Consider the following 17,696-nt stretch of genomic DNA (forward strand, 5'->3'; position numbering starts at 1 on the left):
GATCGGTGCATCGCCTTCGATATAGAGGCGCGTGCGCTGGCTGTCGTTGGTGATCAGCGACTCGCCGATGATGATACGCTCGCCCGGCTTCAACTCGACTTTCAGCGCCATACTGGGCCCTTCCCCTGCAGCCGACACGGCGTCCGGACATGCAAATTCTACTCCAAACCGGTGCCCCTGCAACCCGGCTGCGCGGACGGTCGGGGCGCCGCCCCCGCGCCTGTCCACCGTCCGTCTGCCCGTCCCCTGCCGGGCCGCGCCGCGATCGGCCCTGCCGCGCCGCGGCCAGATCCGAAGGGCCCCCGCCGCCTGCGGCGAGGGGGTCGACGTCGAAATCCGGTCCGAAGACGGATCAGAACAGGCGCAGGACGCCCTGCTCGGCCTCGGTGGCGAAGGAGAGGGCGGTGGTGGAGAGCTGCTGGCGCGTCTGGAGCGCGAGGAGGTTGGCGCCTTCCTCGTTCATGTCGGCGACAACCAGCTTGTCCGAGCCGGCAATCAGCGTATCGGCGAAGGTCTTGGTGAAGCTTTCGCGGTTCTCCAGCATCGTCAGGTTGGTGCCGAAGGTGGACGCCTGCAGGCGCACCGATTCGATCGCCGCCTGGATCTTGGTCAGCGTGTCGTTGATGCCGGCTTCCGTCAGCCAGTCGCTCTCTTCCGCGACCACATCCACGTCCTCGAAGGCGCTGCCGGTCACGCCGGTGGCGATCGTCACGTCCTGCGCCGTCTCGAAGGTGAGGGCGCCGGCCTTGAACGAGGCCCGGACCGTGTCGAGGTTGCTGTTCACCTCGGCCACGAGGCTCGAGACGGTCATGTCGGCGGTGATCTCGATCGACCAGATCTCGTCGCCGGCGCTGTCCGTGAAGGTCAGAACGTCGCCCTCGGAGAAATTGCCCGAGTCGGCGATCAGGAGGTCGGTGGTCTTCAGCGAGGCGGTGCCGCCGGTCAGACCCTGCGAATAGGATCCGAACTCGCCGGTCTCGAGACGGGCGAGATCAAGCGTGCCTTCCATATCGGTGTAGTCGATCGCGGCAATGTTCAGCTTGTTGGAGTTGTCCTCGTTGAAATAGACGGTGAGGTCGTTGTCGCCGCCGCCGAGGAGGTTCTTGCCCTTGTAACCGCTGTCCGAGGCGATGCCCTCGATCTGCTCGAGCAGTTCGTTGTACTCCTGCGCATACTGGGCGCGGGTGAAGGCGTCGGTGGTTTGCAGCGCCTGGTTCGCCTTGGCCTTGGCCGCGGCCACCAGCTTGGTGATCGAGGTGATGCCCTGGTCGGCGGCCTTCAGCGTCTGGATGCTCTGGCCCATGTCGTCGAGCAGATTGGTGAGGTCCGTCGCGCGGTTGGTCAGGCCCTGCGCCGTGAAGAAGGAGTTCGGGTTGTCGAGCGCCGTGTTGACCTTCTTGCCGGTGGCAAGACGCCCCTGGGTGGTCGCCATCATGTCCGCCGTCTGGGTCAGGGCCAGAAGACTGGAACGGGAGGCGTTCGAAAGGACGATATCGCTCATGGTCGCACCGCGTGCTCAAGGTTAACGTCCGCCGCCAGACAGGCAGCCAAATTAGGACAAGGTTAACCGTGTTGCCGGTGGCAGTGCAATCCCGTGAGGCAGTTAGGCGCGTCATCATACGAGCTTGCGCCCGGCTTTCCGGTGTTTGACCGGAATATCCACATCCTGTCGGCCGAAGAGCGCCGTGCCGCGCACGAAAAACGGCGGGGTCCGGAGACCCCGCCGCCTGATTTTCGTCGTCTGGCCGCAGTGATTCGCGGCGATCAGAACAGTCGGAGCACGGCCTGGTCGGCCTGCGAGGCGAAGGACAGCGAGGTGGTGGAGAGCTGCTGGCGTGTCTGGAGCGCCAGGAGGTTCGCACCTTCCTCGTTGGTGTCGGCGAGCGTCAGCTTGCCGGCGCCTTCCTGCAGGGTGTTGATCAGGTTGCGGGTGAAGTCCTGGCGGATCTCGACGGTGGAGAGGTTGGTACCGAAGGTCGAGGCCTGCGAGCGCAGGGTGGTCAGCGCCGAGTTGAGGTTGTTGAGGATCGACTCGATCTCCTCGTCGGCGGCAAAGCCGCTGTCGATCGCGTCGAGCGACACCGCGTCGGCATCCGCCGAGAAGGCCGTGAAGCCCGACACGTTGAAGTCCGAGTTGTCCGAGTTGATCGCGAGATCGACGTCGGACTCGATCAGGATCGTGCCGGTGCTGTCGTCGAAGGAGGCCTCGACACCCTTCTGGTCGTTGAGCGCGGAGATCAGGTCGGAAACGGTGGTCTCGTCGGTGATCTCGAGCGAGCCGAGTTCGTAGCCGTTGCCGTCGGTGAAGGAGAGGGTGTCGCCTTCCTGGAAGCCGCCGGCGGTCGTCAGCAGGGTGGTCGCGGCATCGAAGGCCGCCGCCGTGCCGGTCACGAGATCCGCGGTGGTGCCCGAGGTGCTCGCGCCGTCGTTGGCGAGGTTGAACGAGTCGTTCGAGGTGATCGTCAGCTCGCCCGTGCTTCGTCGAAGGAGGCATTGACGCCGGCAACGTCATCGATGGTGTCGACGAGGTCCTGGACCGTCGTGGTCGACGTGATCGTCAGGGTCGCCACGGCATTGCCCGAGGCGTCCTCGAAGGTCAGCACGTCGCCGGCAACGTAGCCGCTGCCCGCGCTGACGAGGGTCTCGCTGGACACCAGCGGGCCGCCGTCGGCGCCTTCGATCGTGAGGGTCTCGCTGACGCCCGACAGGTTGAAGGACGTCGCGCCCTTGCTGCCGAGGTCGAGTTCGCTCAGGCCGAGGCCGGTCTCGACGTCGGTGTAGTCGACCGCCGAGATCTTCAGCTTGGAGGTGTTGTCCTCGTTGAAGCTGACGGTGAGGTCGTTGCCGTCGCCGGCGAGCAGGTTCTTGCCGTTGTAGCCCGAATCCTTGGCGAGATCGGAGATCTGGGTCAGGATTTCGTTGTACTGGGAGGCGAACTGCTTGCGCTCGTACTGGCTGGAGGTCGAGGCGGCCTGGGTCGCCTTGGCCTTGGCCGACTGCACGAGCTTGGTGATCGAGGTGATGCCCTGATCGGCCGCCTTGATGGTCTGGATGCTCTGACCCATGTCGTCGAGCAGCCCGTTCAGGTCGCCGGCGCGGGCATTGAGGCCCGAGGCGGTGAAGAACGAGTTCGGATTGTCGAGTGCGGAGTTGACCTTGTTGCCGGTCGACAGACGGTTCTGGACCGTCGACATCAGATCCGCGGTCTGCTGCAGCGTGAGCAGGTTCTGGCGGACACCGGCCGAAAGGGTGATATCGCTCATGTACTGGCCCCTATCCTGGGAATGCACCGCTCTTCCTGAGTGGCATTTCCGGAGATTGGGCCATCAAGGCTAAAGATTGGTTAACGCTCGCATCCTGCCTCGCATCCGTTGCGCATATTGCAAGGCGCGGCGGCCACGGCGGCGATTTTCCATGGTTCGTTCACCATGACCGCGCGGATTGCAGGTCATGAAAAAGGGCGGAGACCAGCTCCGCCCTTTCCCGATCGGTCTTCGTCGTGCGCGTCAGAGCAGACGCAGCACGGCCTGGTCGGCCTGCGAGGCGAAGGACAGCGAGGTCGAGGCGAGCGACTGGCGGGTGTTGAGCGCCAGAAGGTTCGCACCTTCCTCGTTGGTGTCGGCCAGCGTCAGCTTGCCGGCGCCTTCCTGCAGGGTGTTGATCAGGTTCTTGGTGAAGTCCTGGCGGATCTCGACGGTGGTGAGGCTCGAACCGAAGGACGAGGCCTGCGTTCTCAGGTTGGAGAGCGCGCTGGTCACGTCGTTCAGCACGTCGTCGAGGCCTTCCGCGAGGGCGAAGCCGGAGTCCTCGGCGTCGAGAGAGACGGCGTCGGCATCCGCCGAGAAGGCCGTGAACTCCGACACGTTGAAATCCGAGTTGTCCGAGTTGATCGCAAGGTCGACTTCCGACGTGATCGTCAGCTTGCCGTTCGAGTCGTCGAAGGACGCCTCGACGCCATCGATGTCGTTGAGAGCATCGACCAGATCGTCGACGGTGGTTTCGTCGTCGATCTCCAGCGAACCGACCTCGTAGCCGTTGCCGTCGGTGAAGGTCAGCGTGTCGCCGTCCTGGAAGCCGCCGGCGCTGATCAGCGTGTCGGACGAGGAGTCGAAGGCCGCCGCCGTGCCGGTGACGAGATCCGCGGTGGTGCCCGAGGTGCTCGAACCGTCGTTGGCGAGGTTGAAGCTCTCGTTCGACGTGATCGTCAGTTCGCCTTCGTCTTCGTCGAAGGAGGCGTTGACGCCGGCGACGCCGTCGATGGTGTCGACGAGGTCCTGCACGGTCGTGGTCGAGGTCACGGTCAGCGTGGCCACGGCGTTGCCCGAGGCGTCCTCGAAGGTCAGCACGTCGCCGGCCACGAAGGCGCTGTTGCCGGTGAGGGCGTCGCTGGAGGTGAGGCCCGACAGGTCGAGCGTCTCGCTGGTGCCCTGCAGGGTGAAGGACGTGGTGCCGGCGTCGCCTTCGGCGACTTCGGCGAGACCGAGGGTGCCTTCAACGTCGGTGTAGTCGACCGCGGTGACGTCGAGCTTGGAGCTGCCGTCCTCGTTGAACTTGATCGACAGGTCGTTGCCTTCACCGCCGAGCAGGTTCTTGCCGTTGTAGCCCGAATCCTTGGCGATATCGGAGATCTGGCCGAGGATTTCGTTGTACTGCGCGGCGAACTGCTTGCGCTCGTACTGGCTCGAGGTCGAGGACGCCTGGCTGGCCTTGGCCTTGGCCGACTGCACCAGCTTGGTGATCGACGAAATGCCCTGGTCGGCCGCCTTGATGACCTGCACCGACTGGCTCAGGTCGTCCTGCAGGCCCGAAAGATCCTCGCGCGGGAGTTGAGGCTCGAAGCGGTGAAGAAGGAGCTCGGGTTGTCGAGGGCCGAGTTGACCTTGTTGCCGGTTGCGAGCCGGTTCTGGGTCTTGCCCAGCAAGTCGGCCGTCGCCTGCAGAGTGTTGAGGTTCTGACGAACGCCTGCCGAGAGAGTGATGTCACTCATTTTAGGTCCTTCCTGGTTACGCATACGCGTCCGCTTCTGGGACGCGCCAACCTTTCTGGTCGGTTTTCGGAGAGTGACCGAGAAAGTATTACAACAAGTAAATCCAGATAGTTAAGCGAATTTAACCTTCGTGATGGTAAATAAATGAAATAAAGATTATGTTTACCGTGCAATTTGCAATTTGCATTGCAATTATGAAGGCATTAACCGTATCGGCCACAAGCCTGCCACAAGGGCGGCTCGCTCGTTCCGCCCCTCGGGCGCGGGAGTGCGGCCGCGGAGGGTCAACGGATCGGGCCGCGGGGCAGGGGCCGGCCCTCGCAGGGAATTGCACATGACAAAGCCCCCGGCGCGCGTGGCGGCCGGTCGGCACGGATCTTCTTCCGGCGCCATGATCGTACGGCCGGTCCTTCGGGCGGGCCGACGCCGGCTCAGGCGGTCAGGTCGTAGGCGGCGGTGCGGCCCGCGGTCGGCACCTCGCCCCAGGACTGCATGATCGCCCGCATCCGCAGCAGGGATTCTTCGGGAAGCTGCTGGAGGACGTCGCCCGACTGCAGGTCGATCTTGCGATAGACCAGCGTGTCGCTGCGGTCGTCTTCCACGACGGTGCGTTCGACCTGCGGTTCCGGCGCGGCCCGCTCGCTGGCGGTGTCCGTCCCGGATCCGGTCGCTGCCACGACGCCCGGTTGCCGGTTGCGCTCGTCATAGGCGCCGGTCCGGCTGGTCTCCTCGACATTGGTGACGACGTTCTGTTCTGCGAGTTCCGTTGGTGCGGCCGTGCGCTGCGTCGGCGCCTCGCGGGGCGCCGGCGACGTCACGCCCGCGACCAGTGGTCTGACGATGCCCAGTTCCATTGTCGCATCCTCTCTCCTGGAGCATGTGACGGGTGTCCCGGCGAACGGCATCCGAGCACCGCGCGGCGGAGGGAGGTCAGCCGTCGCGCGGAACGCCGGACATCGCTCGCCGGGATGTCCGCTGCAAAGCAACACTTTGCCGATGCTGAACCTGACAGGGGCGCGTGAAGATCACGTTCGAAAAATAAATCGAATTTTAAGGGAAGTGTCCGGCAGGCGCCCTGCGGGTTGCGGCGGGCCGATTCGGCGACGGACGGTTAGGCGGGCCTGTCCGCAACCATGTGCCCATCGCCGACAGGAAGACATGCCGAAGCCGGCGGGGCAATCCCGCCGGCCTCGACCGTCATGGCCGTCTCTTCAGGCTTGCAGGATCACAGACTGCGGTCGAGCGCGATGCCGCGGGCGCTGGCGGTCGGCTGCGGGCGGGCATGCGGTGCGCCGTAGATCTGCGGCGTGCGCGTGCGCTCCACCTCCTGCGCGGTCTGGCGCATCAGGGTTTCGGCAATCTGGTGCGCGGTGTCGAGCACGGCGAGATTGACCTGGAGGTTGGCCTTCATCAGGTGATGGCGCTTGCGCATGCGGTGCACCTCGGCCGGGGCAAAGCGGCCGAGCGCGGGCGCTGCGCGCGCGCCTTCAGCATGATCTGCACATAGGCATCCGCCTTGACGCTCTTCTCGCCGGCGAGTTCGCCTGCGGCGCGCAGCTTGCCGATGCGCACGAGGTCGGCCTCGCGTTCCAGCAGCCCTTCAAGGTCGTCCATGGCCGCGGCGAGGGCGCCAAGCAGCCGGTTGGCGTCGGCGGCGTTGCGGATCGTGCCGTCCGCGGGAACGGGGGTTTCGGCGGGTGAGGGCATCAGGCGTCGATCTCCTGCATCTTCAGAAGCTGGTTGGCGATCGGCTCGGCGAGGCCGATGCCGCCGCGGGCCGAAAAACTCTTGGCGTATTCGTCGACGAGCAGTTCGCGCCAGCTTTCCGAGCCGGTGCCGCCGATCAGCGTCGGGTCGGTGCCGACATTCTCGAACATGGTCTTGAGCGCGCTGGACAGGAACACCGCCTCGAACTCGCTGGCCTGGGCCTCGATGCGCGCCTTCACCTGCTCGGGGCTTTTCAGGCGGGCCGCGTTGGTCGCCGCGAGGGCGTCGGCGGCGCTGTAGGCGGAGGGGGCGACGGTGGTCGTCATCACATCACCTCGATGTCGGCCTGGAGGGCGCCGGCGGCCTTGATCGACTGCAGGATGGAGATGAGATCGCGCGGGCCGAGGCCGAGGGCGTTGAGGCCGTCGACCAGTTCGCGCAGGGTGATGCCGGTGCGCACCACCGCAAGCCGCTGCTCGACGCCGTCCTGCACCTGCACCTGGCTGCGCGGCACCTCGACGGTCTCGCCGTCGGAGAAGGGCGCGGGCTGCGACACCTGCGGCTCCTCGGTGACGAGCACCGTCAGGTTGCCCTGGGCCACCGCCACCGTGGAGACGCGCACGTCCTGGCCCATGACGATGATGCCGGTCGATTCGTCGATCACCACCTTGGCCGGCAGGTCCGGCTCGACGAACAGCTGCTCGATGTCGGTCAGAAGGTCGACGATGTTGCCGTTGAAGCGCGGCGGCAGGGTGAGGCGGACGGTCGAGGGGTCGGTCGGCTCGGCGACCGGCGAGCCGATCAGGTCGTTGACGGCCAGCGCGATGCGGCGGGCGGTGGTGAAGTCCGGATTGCGCAGCGAGAGGCGTACGGTGCTCATCGAGGCAAGGCGGAAGTCGATCTCGCGCTCGACCACCGCGCCGCTGGCGATGCGCCCGGAGGTGGGCACGCCGCGGGTGATCGAGGCGGCCTCTGCCTCCGCCGAGAAGCCGCCGATCGCCAGCGGCCCCTGGGCAATGGCGTAGACCTCGCCGTCGGCGCCGAGCAGCGGCGTCACCAGCAGCGTGCCGCCCTGGAGGCTCTTGGAATCGCCGAGGGCGCTGACCGAGACGTCGATGCGCGACCCCTGGGTGGCGAAGGGCGGCAGCTTGGCGGTCACCATCACGGCGGCGGTGTTGGCGGTGCGCATGTTGGCGTCGCGGACGTTGACGCCGAGCCGCTCGAGCATTGCCTGCAGGCTCTGGCGGGTGAACGGCGCATTGTTGAGGCCGTCGCCGGTGCCCTGCAGGCCGACGACGAGGCCGTAGCCGATCAGCTGGTTCTCGCGGACGCCCTCGACATCGACGATGTCCTTGATCCGCGAGGCGGCCGCCGCCTCGCCGGCAGCGGTCGCGGCCAGTATGGCGGCGCATATGATCGCGATCCAACGGTGCATATGCCCAGTCCTCAACATGCAGGTCTTCTGAAGAGACAGTCGCAAGCGCCGGGCCAACCGGGAGCTCCCGAGAAATGGTCCTGAAAACAACGAATTGTCGGACAATCCGCGGGCGCAGGAGGGGGGTGGCGACGACCGAGGCGGCAAGAATGCCATGGCGCACGGGCAGAATTTGCCGGGCAAGCAAGATTGCGTTAACGATGTGCGCCCCAGACTGGACGCGGCCTTCCGGACCTGCCGGAACCACGTCCGGCGGATGAAACAACCGGGGGATCGCGGCCTCGTCCTGTTGCCGGCGGGCCGGATACGGACTTTGATGGTGGCGACGGGGTGCCAGACCTCCGCTCGGTCCCGGCGACACGCCGGAGACAGCGGGTGGCACCGGAGAGGCGGAACGCAGGACCATGCGCATCAACGGCCCGAACCGTCCCGGCTCGGTCAGTTCGCCGACCGGGACCAAGAGCAGCGGCAGCGGCGCCACCTTCGCGCCGACGACCGCCGACGCCCCGAAGCCGGCGGCCACCAGTTCGCCGGCGCAGTCGATCGGCGGCCTCGATGCCCTGCTCGCGCTGCAGGCGATCGCCTCCGAACTGCCCGACCGTCGCAAGGCGGTCCGGCGCGGCCATGCGCTGCTCGACGTGCTCGACGAGGTGAAGATCGGTCTGCTGGACGGCGGCGTGCCGGCCGATGCGCTGGACCGGCTCGTGACCCTGCTCGCCGAACGCGAGGCGGATCCCTCCGAGGACGAGGGGCTGACGGCGCTGCTCGACGACATCGACCTTCGCGCGCGGGTCGAACTCGCCAAGCTCGGCCGCTATGGCGACTGACGCAGATCGCCGCCAGGCCCCCGGTCGTGGGGGCACTGTCACAAAGAATTGGAAAACTTGTGCTTTCGCTCTCATCGACCTGCGTTCCGCACGCATCGCCGTGCGGTTGGCACGAGAGTTGTTAGGGCATTGTTATGCGCGGGAGTCCTCATTATATTCCGGCCCGCGTACGGAGCATGGAGAGACTGTCTGATGTTGGTCGAGCTTTCCCGGGACTATCAGCCCTCCGAAGACGAGCCGTTCATGAACGAGCGGCAACGCGAATACTTCCGCCGCAAGTTGCTGGACTGGAAGGACGACATCATCAAGGAAAGCAAGGAAACCCTGCAGCATCTCCAGGATGAGAGCAGCAATCTGCCGGACATGGCGGACCGTGCCTCCTCGGAGACCGACAGGGCGATCGAGCTTCGTGCCCGCGACCGTCAGCGCAAGCTGATCTCCAAGATCGATTCGGCGCTGAAGCGGATCGAGGAGGGGACCTACGGCTATTGCGAGGACACGGGCGAACCGATCGGCCTCAAGCGCCTTGATGCCCGCCCGATCGCCACGCTGTCGATCGAGGCGCAGGAGCGTCACGAGCGTCGCGAGCGCGTCTACCGCGACGACTGAGCGGGTCTCCGGCCCGCTCCGACTCAAAAAAAGGCCTCGAAGTCCGCTTCGGGGCCTTTTTTGTGGGCGTCGCAAGGCCGGTGACCTTCGCGGGCGAAAAATGCGACGGGCGCGGCGCGCTCCACGAATGGGGGAAGGAGCGCGCCGCGCCCGTGCGTCGGGCCGATGGCGGAATGGGGAGACGCCGTCGGCCGCTTCGTGACGAAAGGATCCGCGAATGGGGAGAGCGGAGCCTTTCGCCGGGGAGCCGGGGAAGGAGAGGGGCGCCCCGCCGGCCGGCGGCGGGGCGGAGGGTCAGAAGGGCAGCAGGATGTCCATCACCTGCTGGCCGTAGCGCGGCTGCTGCAGGTCGGAGATCTGGCCCTTGCCGCCGTAGGCAAAGCGCGCCTCGGCGATCTTGGAACTGTCGACCGTGTTGTCGGCGCCGATGTCCTCGGGGCGGACGACGCCGGCGATGATCAGCTGGCGCATCTCGAAGTTGACGCGCACCTCCTGGCGGCCCTCGATCACGAGGTTGCCGTTGGGCAGCAGCTGGGTCACGACGGCGGCGACGTCGGTGGTGACGGCCTCCGACCGGTTGATCGTGCCCGAGCCGGCCGACGACGAGGTCGATTCGTTGCCGATGATCGCGTCGGCCGAGGTGTCGCCGGGCAGGGCGTTGACGATCGAATTGCCGATCGCGCCTTCCAGCGAGAGATCGTCCGAGCCGGAGCGGTTGCGCTGGGTCGAGTTGGCGAGCTTGGCGTTGTCGGTGATGCGCACCTTCACCGTCAGGATGTCGCCGATGTTGCGGGCACGCTGGTCCTTGAAGAAGGTGCGCGAGCCGGACTGCCACAGCGAGTTCGGGCTGTACTGCACCGGCTGGATGTCGGGCATCGGCATCTGCACCGGACGGTAGCCCGGCTGGCTCACCGGGTTCTCGATCGCCGAGAGCTTCGGCTCCTCGCCGACGCCCTTCAGCCGGTCGACGGTGTTGCCGCAGGCGCCGAGCGCGAGCAGGCCGGCCGCAAGGGTGCAGTGGCGGATCAGGCGGCTCATGGGGCGGCTCATCGGGCGGCTCCTTCGAGGCTGGCGGTGGTGATCGGCCCGGAGATGACTTCCACTTCGCCGGAGCCCGTCACGACGCCGTGGACGATGCGGCGCGACTGTTCGTTGAGGACGCTGACCTGGTCGCCGGCGGCGCCGTCGGACAGGGCCCGGCCGCGGGCCGAAAGTGTCAGGCCGGGCTTGCGGTAGACCACCGTGACCGAGGCGTTGCGGGTGACCAGCACCGGCGGCTCGAAGCTCGACGGATCGAGCGCCTCGCCGGCCCGCTGGGCCCGGCGGGCGGAGAGCCCGGCGAGACGGGCCGGGTCGACGACGGCGTTGCGCGACACGCGGCGGCGGTCGATCCGCACCGTCTCGAAGTCGCTGGCCTTCACGATCTCGCCGCGGGCGACGCCCCGGCGCAGCACGGCAACCTCGACGGTTTCGGTCACGGTGCCGGTCAGGGTCATCACGCTCCGGCCGCCGAGACCGGCAGGGCGATCTCGGCCGAGAAGCGGGCGGCGGAAGGCACGTAGGACAGCGCGGCGACGGTGAGATCCGCCGTCTCGCCGAGCGGCAGGGCGACCGGATCCGGCGCCGTGTCGAAAGTGATCTCGATGTCGCGTTCGCCGGCGCCGATGCGCCGGGCCAGGGTGGCGCCGACCAGCGCGCGCAGCGCCTCGGCATCCACCAGCCGGGCGAGGCGCTCGACGCGGACGGTCTCGAGGCCGGTCGCTCGATGCCGGTGACGCCGGCGGTGGTGGCGGCGCCGATCGCGTCGGCGGCCGACAGCGCGCCCTGCACGCCGAGGTCCGGCGCCCGGAACAGCGGCGTTGCGGCAAGCGCGCCGGCGCCTTCGAACAGGTCGCCGACCGTGACGAGATCGGCGGTGACGGTCACGTCGGCCTTGAGCCGCGGTCCGGCCTTGGCGGGCAGCACGATCAGCACGGCGGCGACGCCGGCAAGGGCGGTGGCGCCGGCAAGACGGGCGAGAAAGGGGATCATCGCGGTGCTCCTCAGCTCATCTGCGCAGTGGACGAGAGCATCTCGTCGGCCGCCTTGATGATGCGCGAGTTCATCTCGTAGGCGCGCTGGGCGGCGATGAGGGAGGAGAGCTCCGACACCGGCACCACGTTGGCCGTTTCCAGATGGTTCTGCAGGACGGTGGCGTAGCCCTCGTCGCCGGGGTTGGCGATCTGCGGCTGGCCGCTGGCGGCGGTCTCGAGGAACAGGTTGTCGCCGATCGCTTCGAGGCCGGCCTTGTTGATGAAGCGGGCAAGCTGGATCTGGCCGAGCACCGTCGGGGTGGTGTCGTTGCCGATGGTCGCCTGCACCACGCCGACCTGGCTGACCGTCAGGTCGCGGGCGTTGGTGGGCACCACGATGCCGGGCGAGACGGTGTAGCCGTCCTGGGTGACCAGCGTGCCGGTGGCGTCGAGCTCGAAGCCGCCGTCGCGGGTGTAGGCCGTGCGGCCGTCCGGCATGTTGATGATGAACATGCCTTCGCCGCGGATCGCGACGTCCGTCTCTTTAGACGTCATCTCGATGTCGCCCTGGCTCATGGTGCGCGGCGTGGCGACGACGCGCACGCCGGAGCCGATCTGCACGCCGGCCGGCACCAGCGTGCCGCTGTCGGAGGTCTGGGAGCCCTGGCGGCGCAGGGTCTGGTAGAACAGGTCCTGGAAGTCGGCCCGCTGGCGTTTGTAGCCGGTGGTGCGCATGTTCGCGATGTTGTTCGCGATCACGTTGACGTTGGTTTCCTGGGCCATCATGCCGGAGGCCGCGACGTTGAGTGCCTTCATGGCTGTCTTCCTTCGTCAGCTCTGGAGAGAGCCGAGGCGGTTGATCGCCCGGGCGCGCAGGTCATCCTGCGACTTGACCATCGCGGCGATCTGCTCGTAGGAGCGGGTCACCTCGATCAGCCGTGTCATTTCCTCGACGCCGGAGACGTTCGAACGCTCCAGCGATCCCTGCAGCACCCGCACGCCGGCGCCGGCTGGGCGGCGGCGGTGGTCGGGTCGTAGAGATTGTCGCCGATCTTCTCGAGCAGGCGGTTGTCGTCGAAGCTGACGATCTTGAGCCGGTCCTTGATGCCGGCGGTGGTCGCGACCGAGCCGTTGGCGCCGATCTCGATGCCGGTCTCGTCCGCCTCGAACAGGATCTCGCCGGCCTCGCCGAGCACCGGCAGGCCGTCGGACGTGACGAGCCGGCCGGTCTGGTCGATCTGGAAGCTGCCGGCGCGGGTGTAGCGCTCGCCCTCCGGCGTCTGCACGGCGAAGAAGCCGTCGCCGCCGAGCGCCACGTCCAGCGGGTTGCCGGTCTGCTCGATGCTGCCGGTGCTGAAGTCGGTGGTCGTCGTCCAGTCGGAGACGAAGGCGTTGATCCGGTCCGGCCGCTCGAAGGTGTTGGCGCGGGCCTTCGGCATCGCGAACTCCTCGAAGTTCAGCGACTGCCGCTTGAAGCCGTCCGTCGTGATGTTGGCGACGTTGTCGGCGATGACGTCGAGCTTGCGTCTCAGCACGAGCTGGCGCGAGAGCGCGACGAGGGAGGCGTTCTCCATCGTGAATTCCCCATTCCTTGGTCGCCGGCGCTCCCCAGCGCTGCAACCGCAATTCCTGTCGCAGCAATCGTGCCAGTCGATAAAGTCGTTTGTTTTCAATTAACTGACTGGAAACCACGTCCATGGGCACCCGGCAGCGGCGGCCTGCCCGGCAAGATCGGCCGGCAAAAATTGCCGGCCTGCGCCTCGCGGTAAACCTTTCGTTAACCATTAGGGCATGAAATCGGCCTCGAAGGTCGCCGCTCTCGCATGGAGTCGGCATCAGGCGGGGCAGGACGGGTATGGCGAGCGCTGCGGAAGCCGACGCTGGGGAAGCGGGCGAAGCCGGCAAGGGCAAGAAGAAGCTGATCATCATCGGCGCGGCGGCGGTCGTGCTGCTGCTCGTCGCGGGTGGCGGCGCGTGGTTCTTCCTGTTTTCCGGCGAGGAGGAGGCTGCCGCCACCGAGGGCGGCCAGCCCGTGGAGGTGGTCAAGCCGACCTTCTACGTCGACCTGCCCGAAATGGTGGTCAACCTCGCCTCCAACGGCCAGCGCTCGTCCTTCGTCAAGATCTCCGTCTCGCTCGAAGTGCCCGAGAAGGAGATGGTCGACCAGATCAACCCGAACCTGCCGCGCGTCCTCGATGCCTTCCAGGTCTATCTGCGCCAGCTCAGGGTCGCGGACCTGCAGGGCTCGGCCGGCATGTTCCGCGTGAAGGAAGAGCTGCAGCGCCGCATCAACCTCGCCGTCTATCCGGCGCGGGTCGACGACGTGCTCTTCCGCAGCATTCTGGTGCAGTGAGGCGACCATGGCGGACGACGACGACGATCTGGCCGCAGACTGGGGCGCAGCCCTGGCCGAACAGGGCTCCGCCGACGATCTGGCGGCCGACTGGGGCGCGGCGCTGGAGGAGCAGGGGGTAGAGGGCGGCGAGGAGATGGCGGCGCAGTGGGCCGCCATGATCGACGACACCGACGACGATCTCACGGACCAGACCCGCGGCGCCGACCGCGTGCTGAACCAGGAGGAGATCGACAATCTCCTCGGCTTCAATCTCGAAGACCACATTTCCAGCGACCAGAACGGCATCCGCGCGCTGATCAACTCGGCACTGGTGTCCTACGAACGCCTGCCGATGCTGGAGATCGTGTTCGACCGCCTGGTGCGCGAGACCACGACCAGCTTGCGCAACTTCACCTCGGACAACGTCGAGGTGTCGCTCGATTCGATTTCCTCCGTGCGCTTCGGCGACTATCTGAACTCGATCCCGCTGCCGGCGATCCTGGCGGTGTTCAAGGCCGAGCAGTGGGACAACTTCGGCCTGATCACCGTCGATTCCAGCCTGATCTACTCGATCATCGACGTGCTGCTCGGCGGCGGGCGCGGCACCACGGCGATCCGCGTCGAGGGCCGGCCCTACACGACGATCGAGACCAATCTCGTGCGCCGGATGGTGGAGATCATCCTGTCGGACGCGGAGAAGGCCTTCGCGCCGCTGACCCAGGTGAAGTTCAACCTCGAGCGGCTGGAGACCAACCCGCGCTTTGCCGCGATCTCGCGGCCCGCCAACGCGGCAATCCTCGTCGAATTCCGCGTCGACATGGAAGACCGCGGCGGCAAGGTCGAGATGCTGCTGCCCTATGCGACGATCGAGCCGATCCGCGAACTTCTCCTCCAGATGTTCATGGGCGAGAAGTTCGGCCGCGACCCGGTCTGGGAAGGGCACCTGGCCACCGAGATCTTCCACGCCGATCTCGAGGTCGACGCGGTGATGGTCGAGGAGGACCTGCCGCTGTCCATGGTGCTCGATCTCAAGGTCGGCCAGACGCTGATCTTCAACGTCGAGCCGACCGATCCCATCGCCATCAAGTGCGGCGACATCCATCTGACCTCGGGCAACATCGGCCGCTTCGGCGAGCATGTCTCGGTGAAGGTGAACCGGCCGCTGCGCCGGCCGCGCATGACGCTCACGGCCTTCGAGAAGGCGCCCAGCAGGAGCTCGAAAAGACATGACGGAATTCGTCCTCGGCCTGACGATCGAGATCGTGGTCGCCCTCCTGCTGGTGACGACGATCGTCTACTGCTACCAGCTCAACCGCAGGCTGACGCGGCTGCGCGCCGACGAGAACGTGCTGCGGGCCACGATCGCCGAACTGATCACCGCGACGGAGATCGCCGAGCGCGCCATCCGCGGCCTCAAGGTCACGGCTGCCGACTGCGAGAACACGCTCGGTCGCAGCCTGATGGCCGCCGAGGCGACCTGCTCGGAACTCGACCGCCGCGTCGTCGCCGGTGAGGACGTCGTGCGCCGTATCGGCGCGATCACCCGCGCCGCCATGCTGCGTCCGGGCGAGGCCCAGGCCCCGGCGAGTCAGGTCCCGGCGATCGAGGCACCGGTCGCTGCCCCGATGCCTGTGCCGGCGCCGGCGGCTCCGACCCGGGCCGAAGGCGCCCGCTCGCTCCAGGAAGCGGCCTCCGCCGCCGCCGAGCGTCTCTCCGCCTATCGGCGGTCGCCGCGCGAGGCTGCCGCGTGAAGGACATCCGCCTGCTCCCGATCGTTCTGATCGCGGTGAGCGCCCTCCTGCTGCTGAAGGTCCTCGGTCTTGCCACCGGCGAGACCCTGCCGGTCGCCGCTCTCGGCACGACGCCGGCCCAGGCTCAGGAGACCGCAGCCGAGGCGCCGCCGGCCGATGGCGCGGCGCCCGCTGCAGAGGCTGCGGCGCCCGCGGAGGGGGAGGCGGCCGAGGCTGCGCCTGCCGAGGCTGCTGCCGAAGGCGAGGCGGCGGAGGGCGAGGCGGCGGAGGGCGAACCGGTCGCCGGCGGGCTGCCCGTCACCACCGACCGGCCGGAAGAGGTCAAGTTCGAGGACGCCACGTCGGAGGACCAGTTGCTGGAGCGGCTGGCCGAACGGCGTCAGGAACTGGAAAAGCGCGACGAGGAAATCACCATGCGCGCGCGGCTGCTCGAGGCGGCCGAATCGCGCCTCTCCGACCGCGTCGAGGAACTGAAGTCGCTGGAGACCAAGATCGGCGTCTCGGTCGAGCTGAAGAAGGCCGAGGACGCCAGCAAGCTGAAGGGGCTCGTCACCATGTACGAGACCATGAAGCCGAAGGACGCGGCGCGCGTCTTCGACCAGCTGGCCTTCGATGTGCTGATCCCGCTGGTCGAGCAGATGAACCCGCGCAAGATGTCGGCGATCCTCGCGCAGATGCAGCCGGAGATTGCGGGCCGACTGACGATGGCCATTGCCTCGAAGGACGCGGATGGCGGCCAGACGCCGGTCGCCGCGGTGCCCACCGCCGGGGCGCCCGCAGGCCAGTTGCCGAAGATCGGCCCGACGCCGGGGAACTGACCGTCCGCGCCGCCCGGCCACATTCCCGGAAAGGCGTGGTTTTCCGCCATTCTGCAACCCCCTGTTAAGCCAGCCTCCCTATCCTCGTGACCAGATCTGCGTATCGATCGGCATCGGGTAGTGCGTATGGGGTTCGGTTGGCCGTGGCGCGTGTGGCCGCGCAACGTTCGGAGCGGCGGGGAGCAGGGGAGCGGATGGCGCGTCGGCGCATCTGCACCGCGCGCTTTCGCATGCCGCCTCGCGGTCGCCGCGCTGCTGCTTTTCCCGCTCGTCAGCCCGGCCCTGGCGGCGGAACCCGTCGAGGTCGAGGCGACGCGCGAGCAGGGCTACGGCCGCGTGGTCCTGACCTTTCCCGATCTTGATCTCCTGCCGGAATACTCCGTCTCCACCGCCAACGGCGTGCTGGTGATCGAGTTTGCCGACGCGGTCCGCGCCGACGTCGCCCGCATCCCGATCGACCTGCAAAGCTATGTGACCGTCGCCCGTGCCGATCCGGACGGCCTCGGCGTTCGTCTCGCGCTGGCGCAGGGGGTCCGGGTCCACACCATGGAGGCCGGGGCGAAACTGTTCGTCGATCTGCTGCCGCCGACCTGGTCGGGCCTGCCGCCGTCCCTGCCGCCACAGGTGGTGGCCGATCTTGCCGCGCGCGCCGAGGCCGCCCTCAGGGCCGCCCGCGAGGCGGAGAGTTCGCGCGGCCGGGCGACGAAGCCGAAGCTGTCGGTGCGCGTCGGCCGCAGCCCGACCTTCAGCCGCTTCGTCTTCGGCTGGAACGTGCCCTTCGACACCAGCTTCGTGCGCGAGAACGAGGCCGTTGCGATCACCTTCAACCGGGTCGACGACGTCGACCTCACGGTTCTGCGCGCCTCGCTGCCGTCCTTCGTCGACGACATCCAGGCGCTGAAGACCGACGACGGACGGCTCAAGATCGTGCTGGAGGTGGCGCCGGTCGCCGACGTGCGCGCCTTCCGCGAGGAGGACACCTACGTCGTCGACGTGACCGGTCCGTTCAATCCGGAGGCCGAGATCGCGCCGGTGCACGACGTGCTGAACGCCGGTGTTCCGGCGGGCGTCTCGCAGATGGTGCGCGCGCCCGGCGTTGCCGCAACGGGCGCGGCCTCCGCCCCGCAGCCGGCGCCGCCCGTCGCCGAGACCGCGCCGGCGACCGTGGAAACTGGCCCGAAGCTTGCCGAAGCGCCGCGCCGCCGGCCCCTGTCG

General features: G+C 67.5%; 21 protein-coding genes and 3 pseudogenes. 7 read left to right on the plus strand and 17 right to left on the minus strand.

From position 1 onward, the window contains the following. The 11 genes and pseudogenes from A6302_RS14970 to A6302_RS15010 form a co-directional block, all read right to left on the minus strand. Window positions 1–111 (minus strand): flagellar biosynthesis repressor FlbT (locus tag A6302_RS14970; protein WP_280939274.1); only part of this gene is annotated, 111 nt, incomplete at its 3' end. Between the two features lie 241 nt (window positions 112–352). Next, window positions 353–1,501, minus strand: a complete 1,149-nt coding sequence (locus A6302_RS14975; RefSeq protein ID WP_069307719.1) for a flagellin — start codon at window positions 1,499–1,501, stop codon at window positions 353–355. A 263-nt stretch (window positions 1,502–1,764) separates the two neighbouring features. Continuing rightward, window positions 1,765–2,391 (minus strand): flagellin, encoded by a 627-nt coding sequence (locus A6302_RS25845; protein ID WP_210183344.1) that lies wholly within the window; start codon window positions 2,389–2,391, stop codon window positions 1,765–1,767. 71 nt (window positions 2,392–2,462) lie between these two features. Then, a complete protein-coding gene (locus A6302_RS25850) occupies window positions 2,463–3,263 on the minus strand; it encodes a flagellin N-terminal helical domain-containing protein (RefSeq protein WP_210183345.1) in 801 nt (266 codons plus the stop codon). A 243-nt stretch (window positions 3,264–3,506) separates the two neighbouring features. Next, window positions 3,507–4,358 carry a flagellin hook IN motif-containing protein gene (locus tag A6302_RS14985; RefSeq protein WP_425349169.1) on the minus strand — a complete coding sequence of 284 codons (852 nt, stop codon included), beginning with the start codon at window positions 4,356–4,358 and terminating at the stop codon, window positions 3,507–3,509. Between the two features lie 276 nt (window positions 4,359–4,634). Next, window positions 4,635–5,011 (minus strand): annotated as a pseudogene (locus A6302_RS26230) (flagellin N-terminal helical domain-containing protein); the annotation flags it as partial. A gap of 407 nt (window positions 5,012–5,418) precedes the next feature. Further along, window positions 5,419–5,841, minus strand: coding sequence for a hypothetical protein (locus tag A6302_RS14990; RefSeq protein WP_069307720.1), 423 nt, complete (start codon window positions 5,839–5,841; stop codon window positions 5,419–5,421). A 371-nt stretch (window positions 5,842–6,212) separates the two neighbouring features. Beyond that, window positions 6,213–6,419 carry a hypothetical protein gene (locus tag A6302_RS14995; protein ID WP_069307721.1) on the minus strand — a complete coding sequence of 69 codons (207 nt, stop codon included), beginning with the start codon at window positions 6,417–6,419 and terminating at the stop codon, window positions 6,213–6,215. After that, window positions 6,398–6,694, minus strand: a complete 297-nt coding sequence (locus A6302_RS15000) for a hypothetical protein (RefSeq protein ID WP_069307722.1) — start codon at window positions 6,692–6,694, stop codon at window positions 6,398–6,400. The genes A6302_RS14995 and A6302_RS15000 overlap by 22 nt, the downstream gene beginning before the upstream one ends. After that, a complete protein-coding gene (locus tag A6302_RS15005) occupies window positions 6,694–7,020 on the minus strand; it encodes a rod-binding protein (RefSeq protein WP_083255810.1) in 327 nt (108 codons plus the stop codon). The genes A6302_RS15000 and A6302_RS15005 overlap by 1 nt, the downstream gene beginning before the upstream one ends. Next, the gene (locus A6302_RS15010) at window positions 7,020–8,129 is read right to left on the minus strand and encodes a flagellar basal body P-ring protein FlgI (protein ID WP_069307723.1); all 1,110 of its coding nucleotides are present in this window, start codon (window positions 8,127–8,129) and stop codon (window positions 7,020–7,022) included. Before A6302_RS15010 ends, A6302_RS15005 begins: the two co-directional genes overlap by 1 nt. Before the next feature lie 404 nt (window positions 8,130–8,533). On the opposite strand from A6302_RS15010, the gene A6302_RS15015 reads away from it, so the two are divergent. Then, window positions 8,534–8,956, plus strand: a complete 423-nt coding sequence (locus A6302_RS15015) for a flagellar assembly protein FliX (RefSeq protein WP_069307724.1) — start codon at window positions 8,534–8,536, stop codon at window positions 8,954–8,956. Window positions 8,957–9,148: 192 nt separating this feature from the next. Further along, entirely contained in the window at window positions 9,149–9,565 is a 417-nt protein-coding gene (dksA, locus tag A6302_RS15020) for an RNA polymerase-binding protein DksA (RefSeq protein WP_069307725.1), read from the plus strand. A 294-nt stretch (window positions 9,566–9,859) separates the two neighbouring features. On the opposite strand, the gene flgH is transcribed toward dksA, so the two are convergent. The 6 genes from flgH to A6302_RS15045 all read right to left on the minus strand — a co-directional run bounded on the left by flgH (window position 9,860) and on the right by A6302_RS15045 (window position 13,151). Further along, window positions 9,860–10,615: a flagellar basal body L-ring protein FlgH gene (flgH, locus tag A6302_RS15025; protein ID WP_069307726.1), complete on the minus strand. Its 756-nt coding sequence runs from the start codon at window positions 10,613–10,615 to the stop codon at window positions 9,860–9,862. Beyond that, on the minus strand, window positions 10,612–11,061 hold the full coding sequence (flgA, locus tag A6302_RS15030; RefSeq protein WP_069307727.1) for a flagellar basal body P-ring formation chaperone FlgA: 450 nt from the start codon (window positions 11,059–11,061) through the stop codon (window positions 10,612–10,614). The genes flgH and flgA overlap by 4 nt, the downstream gene beginning before the upstream one ends. Continuing rightward, window positions 11,061–11,282, minus strand: coding sequence for a hypothetical protein (locus A6302_RS15035; protein WP_069307728.1), 222 nt, complete (start codon window positions 11,280–11,282; stop codon window positions 11,061–11,063). The genes flgA and A6302_RS15035 overlap by 1 nt, the downstream gene beginning before the upstream one ends. 325 nt (window positions 11,283–11,607) lie before the next feature. Beyond that, on the minus strand, window positions 11,608–12,393 hold the full coding sequence (flgG, locus tag A6302_RS15040; protein ID WP_069307729.1) for a flagellar basal-body rod protein FlgG: 786 nt from the start codon (window positions 12,391–12,393) through the stop codon (window positions 11,608–11,610). A 15-nt stretch (window positions 12,394–12,408) separates the two neighbouring features. Next, window positions 12,409–12,522 carry a flagellar basal body rod C-terminal domain-containing protein gene (locus tag A6302_RS24665; RefSeq protein WP_425349168.1) on the minus strand — a complete coding sequence of 38 codons (114 nt, stop codon included), beginning with the start codon at window positions 12,520–12,522 and terminating at the stop codon, window positions 12,409–12,411. Further along, a complete protein-coding gene (locus A6302_RS15045) occupies window positions 12,519–13,151 on the minus strand; it encodes a flagellar hook-basal body complex protein (protein WP_245294088.1) in 633 nt (210 codons plus the stop codon). The genes A6302_RS24665 and A6302_RS15045 overlap by 4 nt, the downstream gene beginning before the upstream one ends. Before the next feature lie 281 nt (window positions 13,152–13,432). Between A6302_RS15045 and A6302_RS15050 the strand changes: the two genes are divergently transcribed. The 5 genes and pseudogenes from A6302_RS15050 to A6302_RS15070 form a co-directional block, all read left to right on the plus strand. Next, entirely contained in the window at window positions 13,433–13,930 is a 498-nt protein-coding gene (locus A6302_RS15050; RefSeq protein ID WP_069307730.1) for a flagellar basal body-associated FliL family protein, read from the plus strand. A gap of 7 nt (window positions 13,931–13,937) precedes the next feature. Next, a pseudogene (gene fliM, locus A6302_RS15055) lies at window positions 13,938–15,128 on the plus strand (flagellar motor switch protein FliM); the annotation flags it as partial. A 10-nt stretch (window positions 15,129–15,138) separates the two neighbouring features. Further along, window positions 15,139–15,663, plus strand: coding sequence for a DUF6468 domain-containing protein (locus A6302_RS23625; RefSeq protein ID WP_069307731.1), 525 nt, complete (start codon window positions 15,139–15,141; stop codon window positions 15,661–15,663). Continuing rightward, complete coding sequence (locus A6302_RS23080; RefSeq protein WP_069307732.1) at window positions 15,660–16,481, plus strand: MotE family protein; 822 nt, start codon at window positions 15,660–15,662, stop codon at window positions 16,479–16,481. Before A6302_RS23625 ends, A6302_RS23080 begins: the two co-directional genes overlap by 4 nt. Before the next feature lie 150 nt (window positions 16,482–16,631). Beyond that, window positions 16,632–17,696, plus strand: a pseudogene (locus tag A6302_RS15070) (hypothetical protein); the annotation flags it as partial.

It is taken from the genome of Methylobrevis pamukkalensis (genome assembly GCF_001720135.1).
Classification (GTDB): domain Bacteria; phylum Pseudomonadota; class Alphaproteobacteria; order Rhizobiales; family Pleomorphomonadaceae; genus Methylobrevis; species Methylobrevis pamukkalensis.

Bases quoted from the DNA above. Each gene is read 5' to 3' on its own strand.
- A6302_RS14975 (WP_069307719.1), bottom strand. From the start codon at position 1,501: ATGAGCGATATCGTCCTTTCGAACGCCTCCCGTTCCAGTCTTCTGGCC.
- A6302_RS25850 (WP_210183345.1), bottom strand. From the start codon at position 3,263: ATGAGCGATATCACCCTTTCGGCCGGTGTCCGCCAGAACCTGCTCACG.
- A6302_RS14990 (WP_069307720.1), bottom strand. From the start codon at position 5,841: ATGGAACTGGGCATCGTCAGACCACTGGTCGCGGGCGTGACGTCGCCG.
- A6302_RS14995 (WP_069307721.1), bottom strand. From the start codon at position 6,419: ATGCGCAAGCGCCATCACCTGATGAAGGCCAACCTCCAGGTCAATCTC.
- A6302_RS15000 (WP_069307722.1), bottom strand. From the start codon at position 6,694: ATGCCCTCACCCGCCGAAACCCCCGTTCCCGCGGACGGCACGATCCGC.
- A6302_RS15005 (WP_083255810.1), bottom strand. From the start codon at position 7,020: ATGACGACCACCGTCGCCCCCTCCGCCTACAGCGCCGCCGACGCCCTC.
- A6302_RS15010 (WP_069307723.1), bottom strand. From the start codon at position 8,129: ATGCACCGTTGGATCGCGATCATATGCGCCGCCATACTGGCCGCGACC.
- A6302_RS15015 (WP_069307724.1), top strand. From the start codon at position 8,534: ATGCGCATCAACGGCCCGAACCGTCCCGGCTCGGTCAGTTCGCCGACC.
- dksA (WP_069307725.1), top strand. From the start codon at position 9,149: ATGTTGGTCGAGCTTTCCCGGGACTATCAGCCCTCCGAAGACGAGCCG.
- flgH (WP_069307726.1), bottom strand. From the start codon at position 10,615: ATGAGCCGCCCCATGAGCCGCCTGATCCGCCACTGCACCCTTGCGGCC.
- flgA (WP_069307727.1), bottom strand. From the start codon at position 11,061: ATGACCCTGACCGGCACCGTGACCGAAACCGTCGAGGTTGCCGTGCTG.
- flgG (WP_069307729.1), bottom strand. From the start codon at position 12,393: ATGAAGGCACTCAACGTCGCGGCCTCCGGCATGATGGCCCAGGAAACC.
- A6302_RS24665 (WP_425349168.1), bottom strand. From the start codon at position 12,522: ATGACACGGCTGATCGAGGTGACCCGCTCCTACGAGCAGATCGCCGCG.
- A6302_RS15045 (WP_245294088.1), bottom strand. From the start codon at position 13,151: ATGGAGAACGCCTCCCTCGTCGCGCTCTCGCGCCAGCTCGTGCTGAGA.
- A6302_RS15050 (WP_069307730.1), top strand. From the start codon at position 13,433: ATGGCGAGCGCTGCGGAAGCCGACGCTGGGGAAGCGGGCGAAGCCGGC.
- A6302_RS23625 (WP_069307731.1), top strand. From the start codon at position 15,139: ATGACGGAATTCGTCCTCGGCCTGACGATCGAGATCGTGGTCGCCCTC.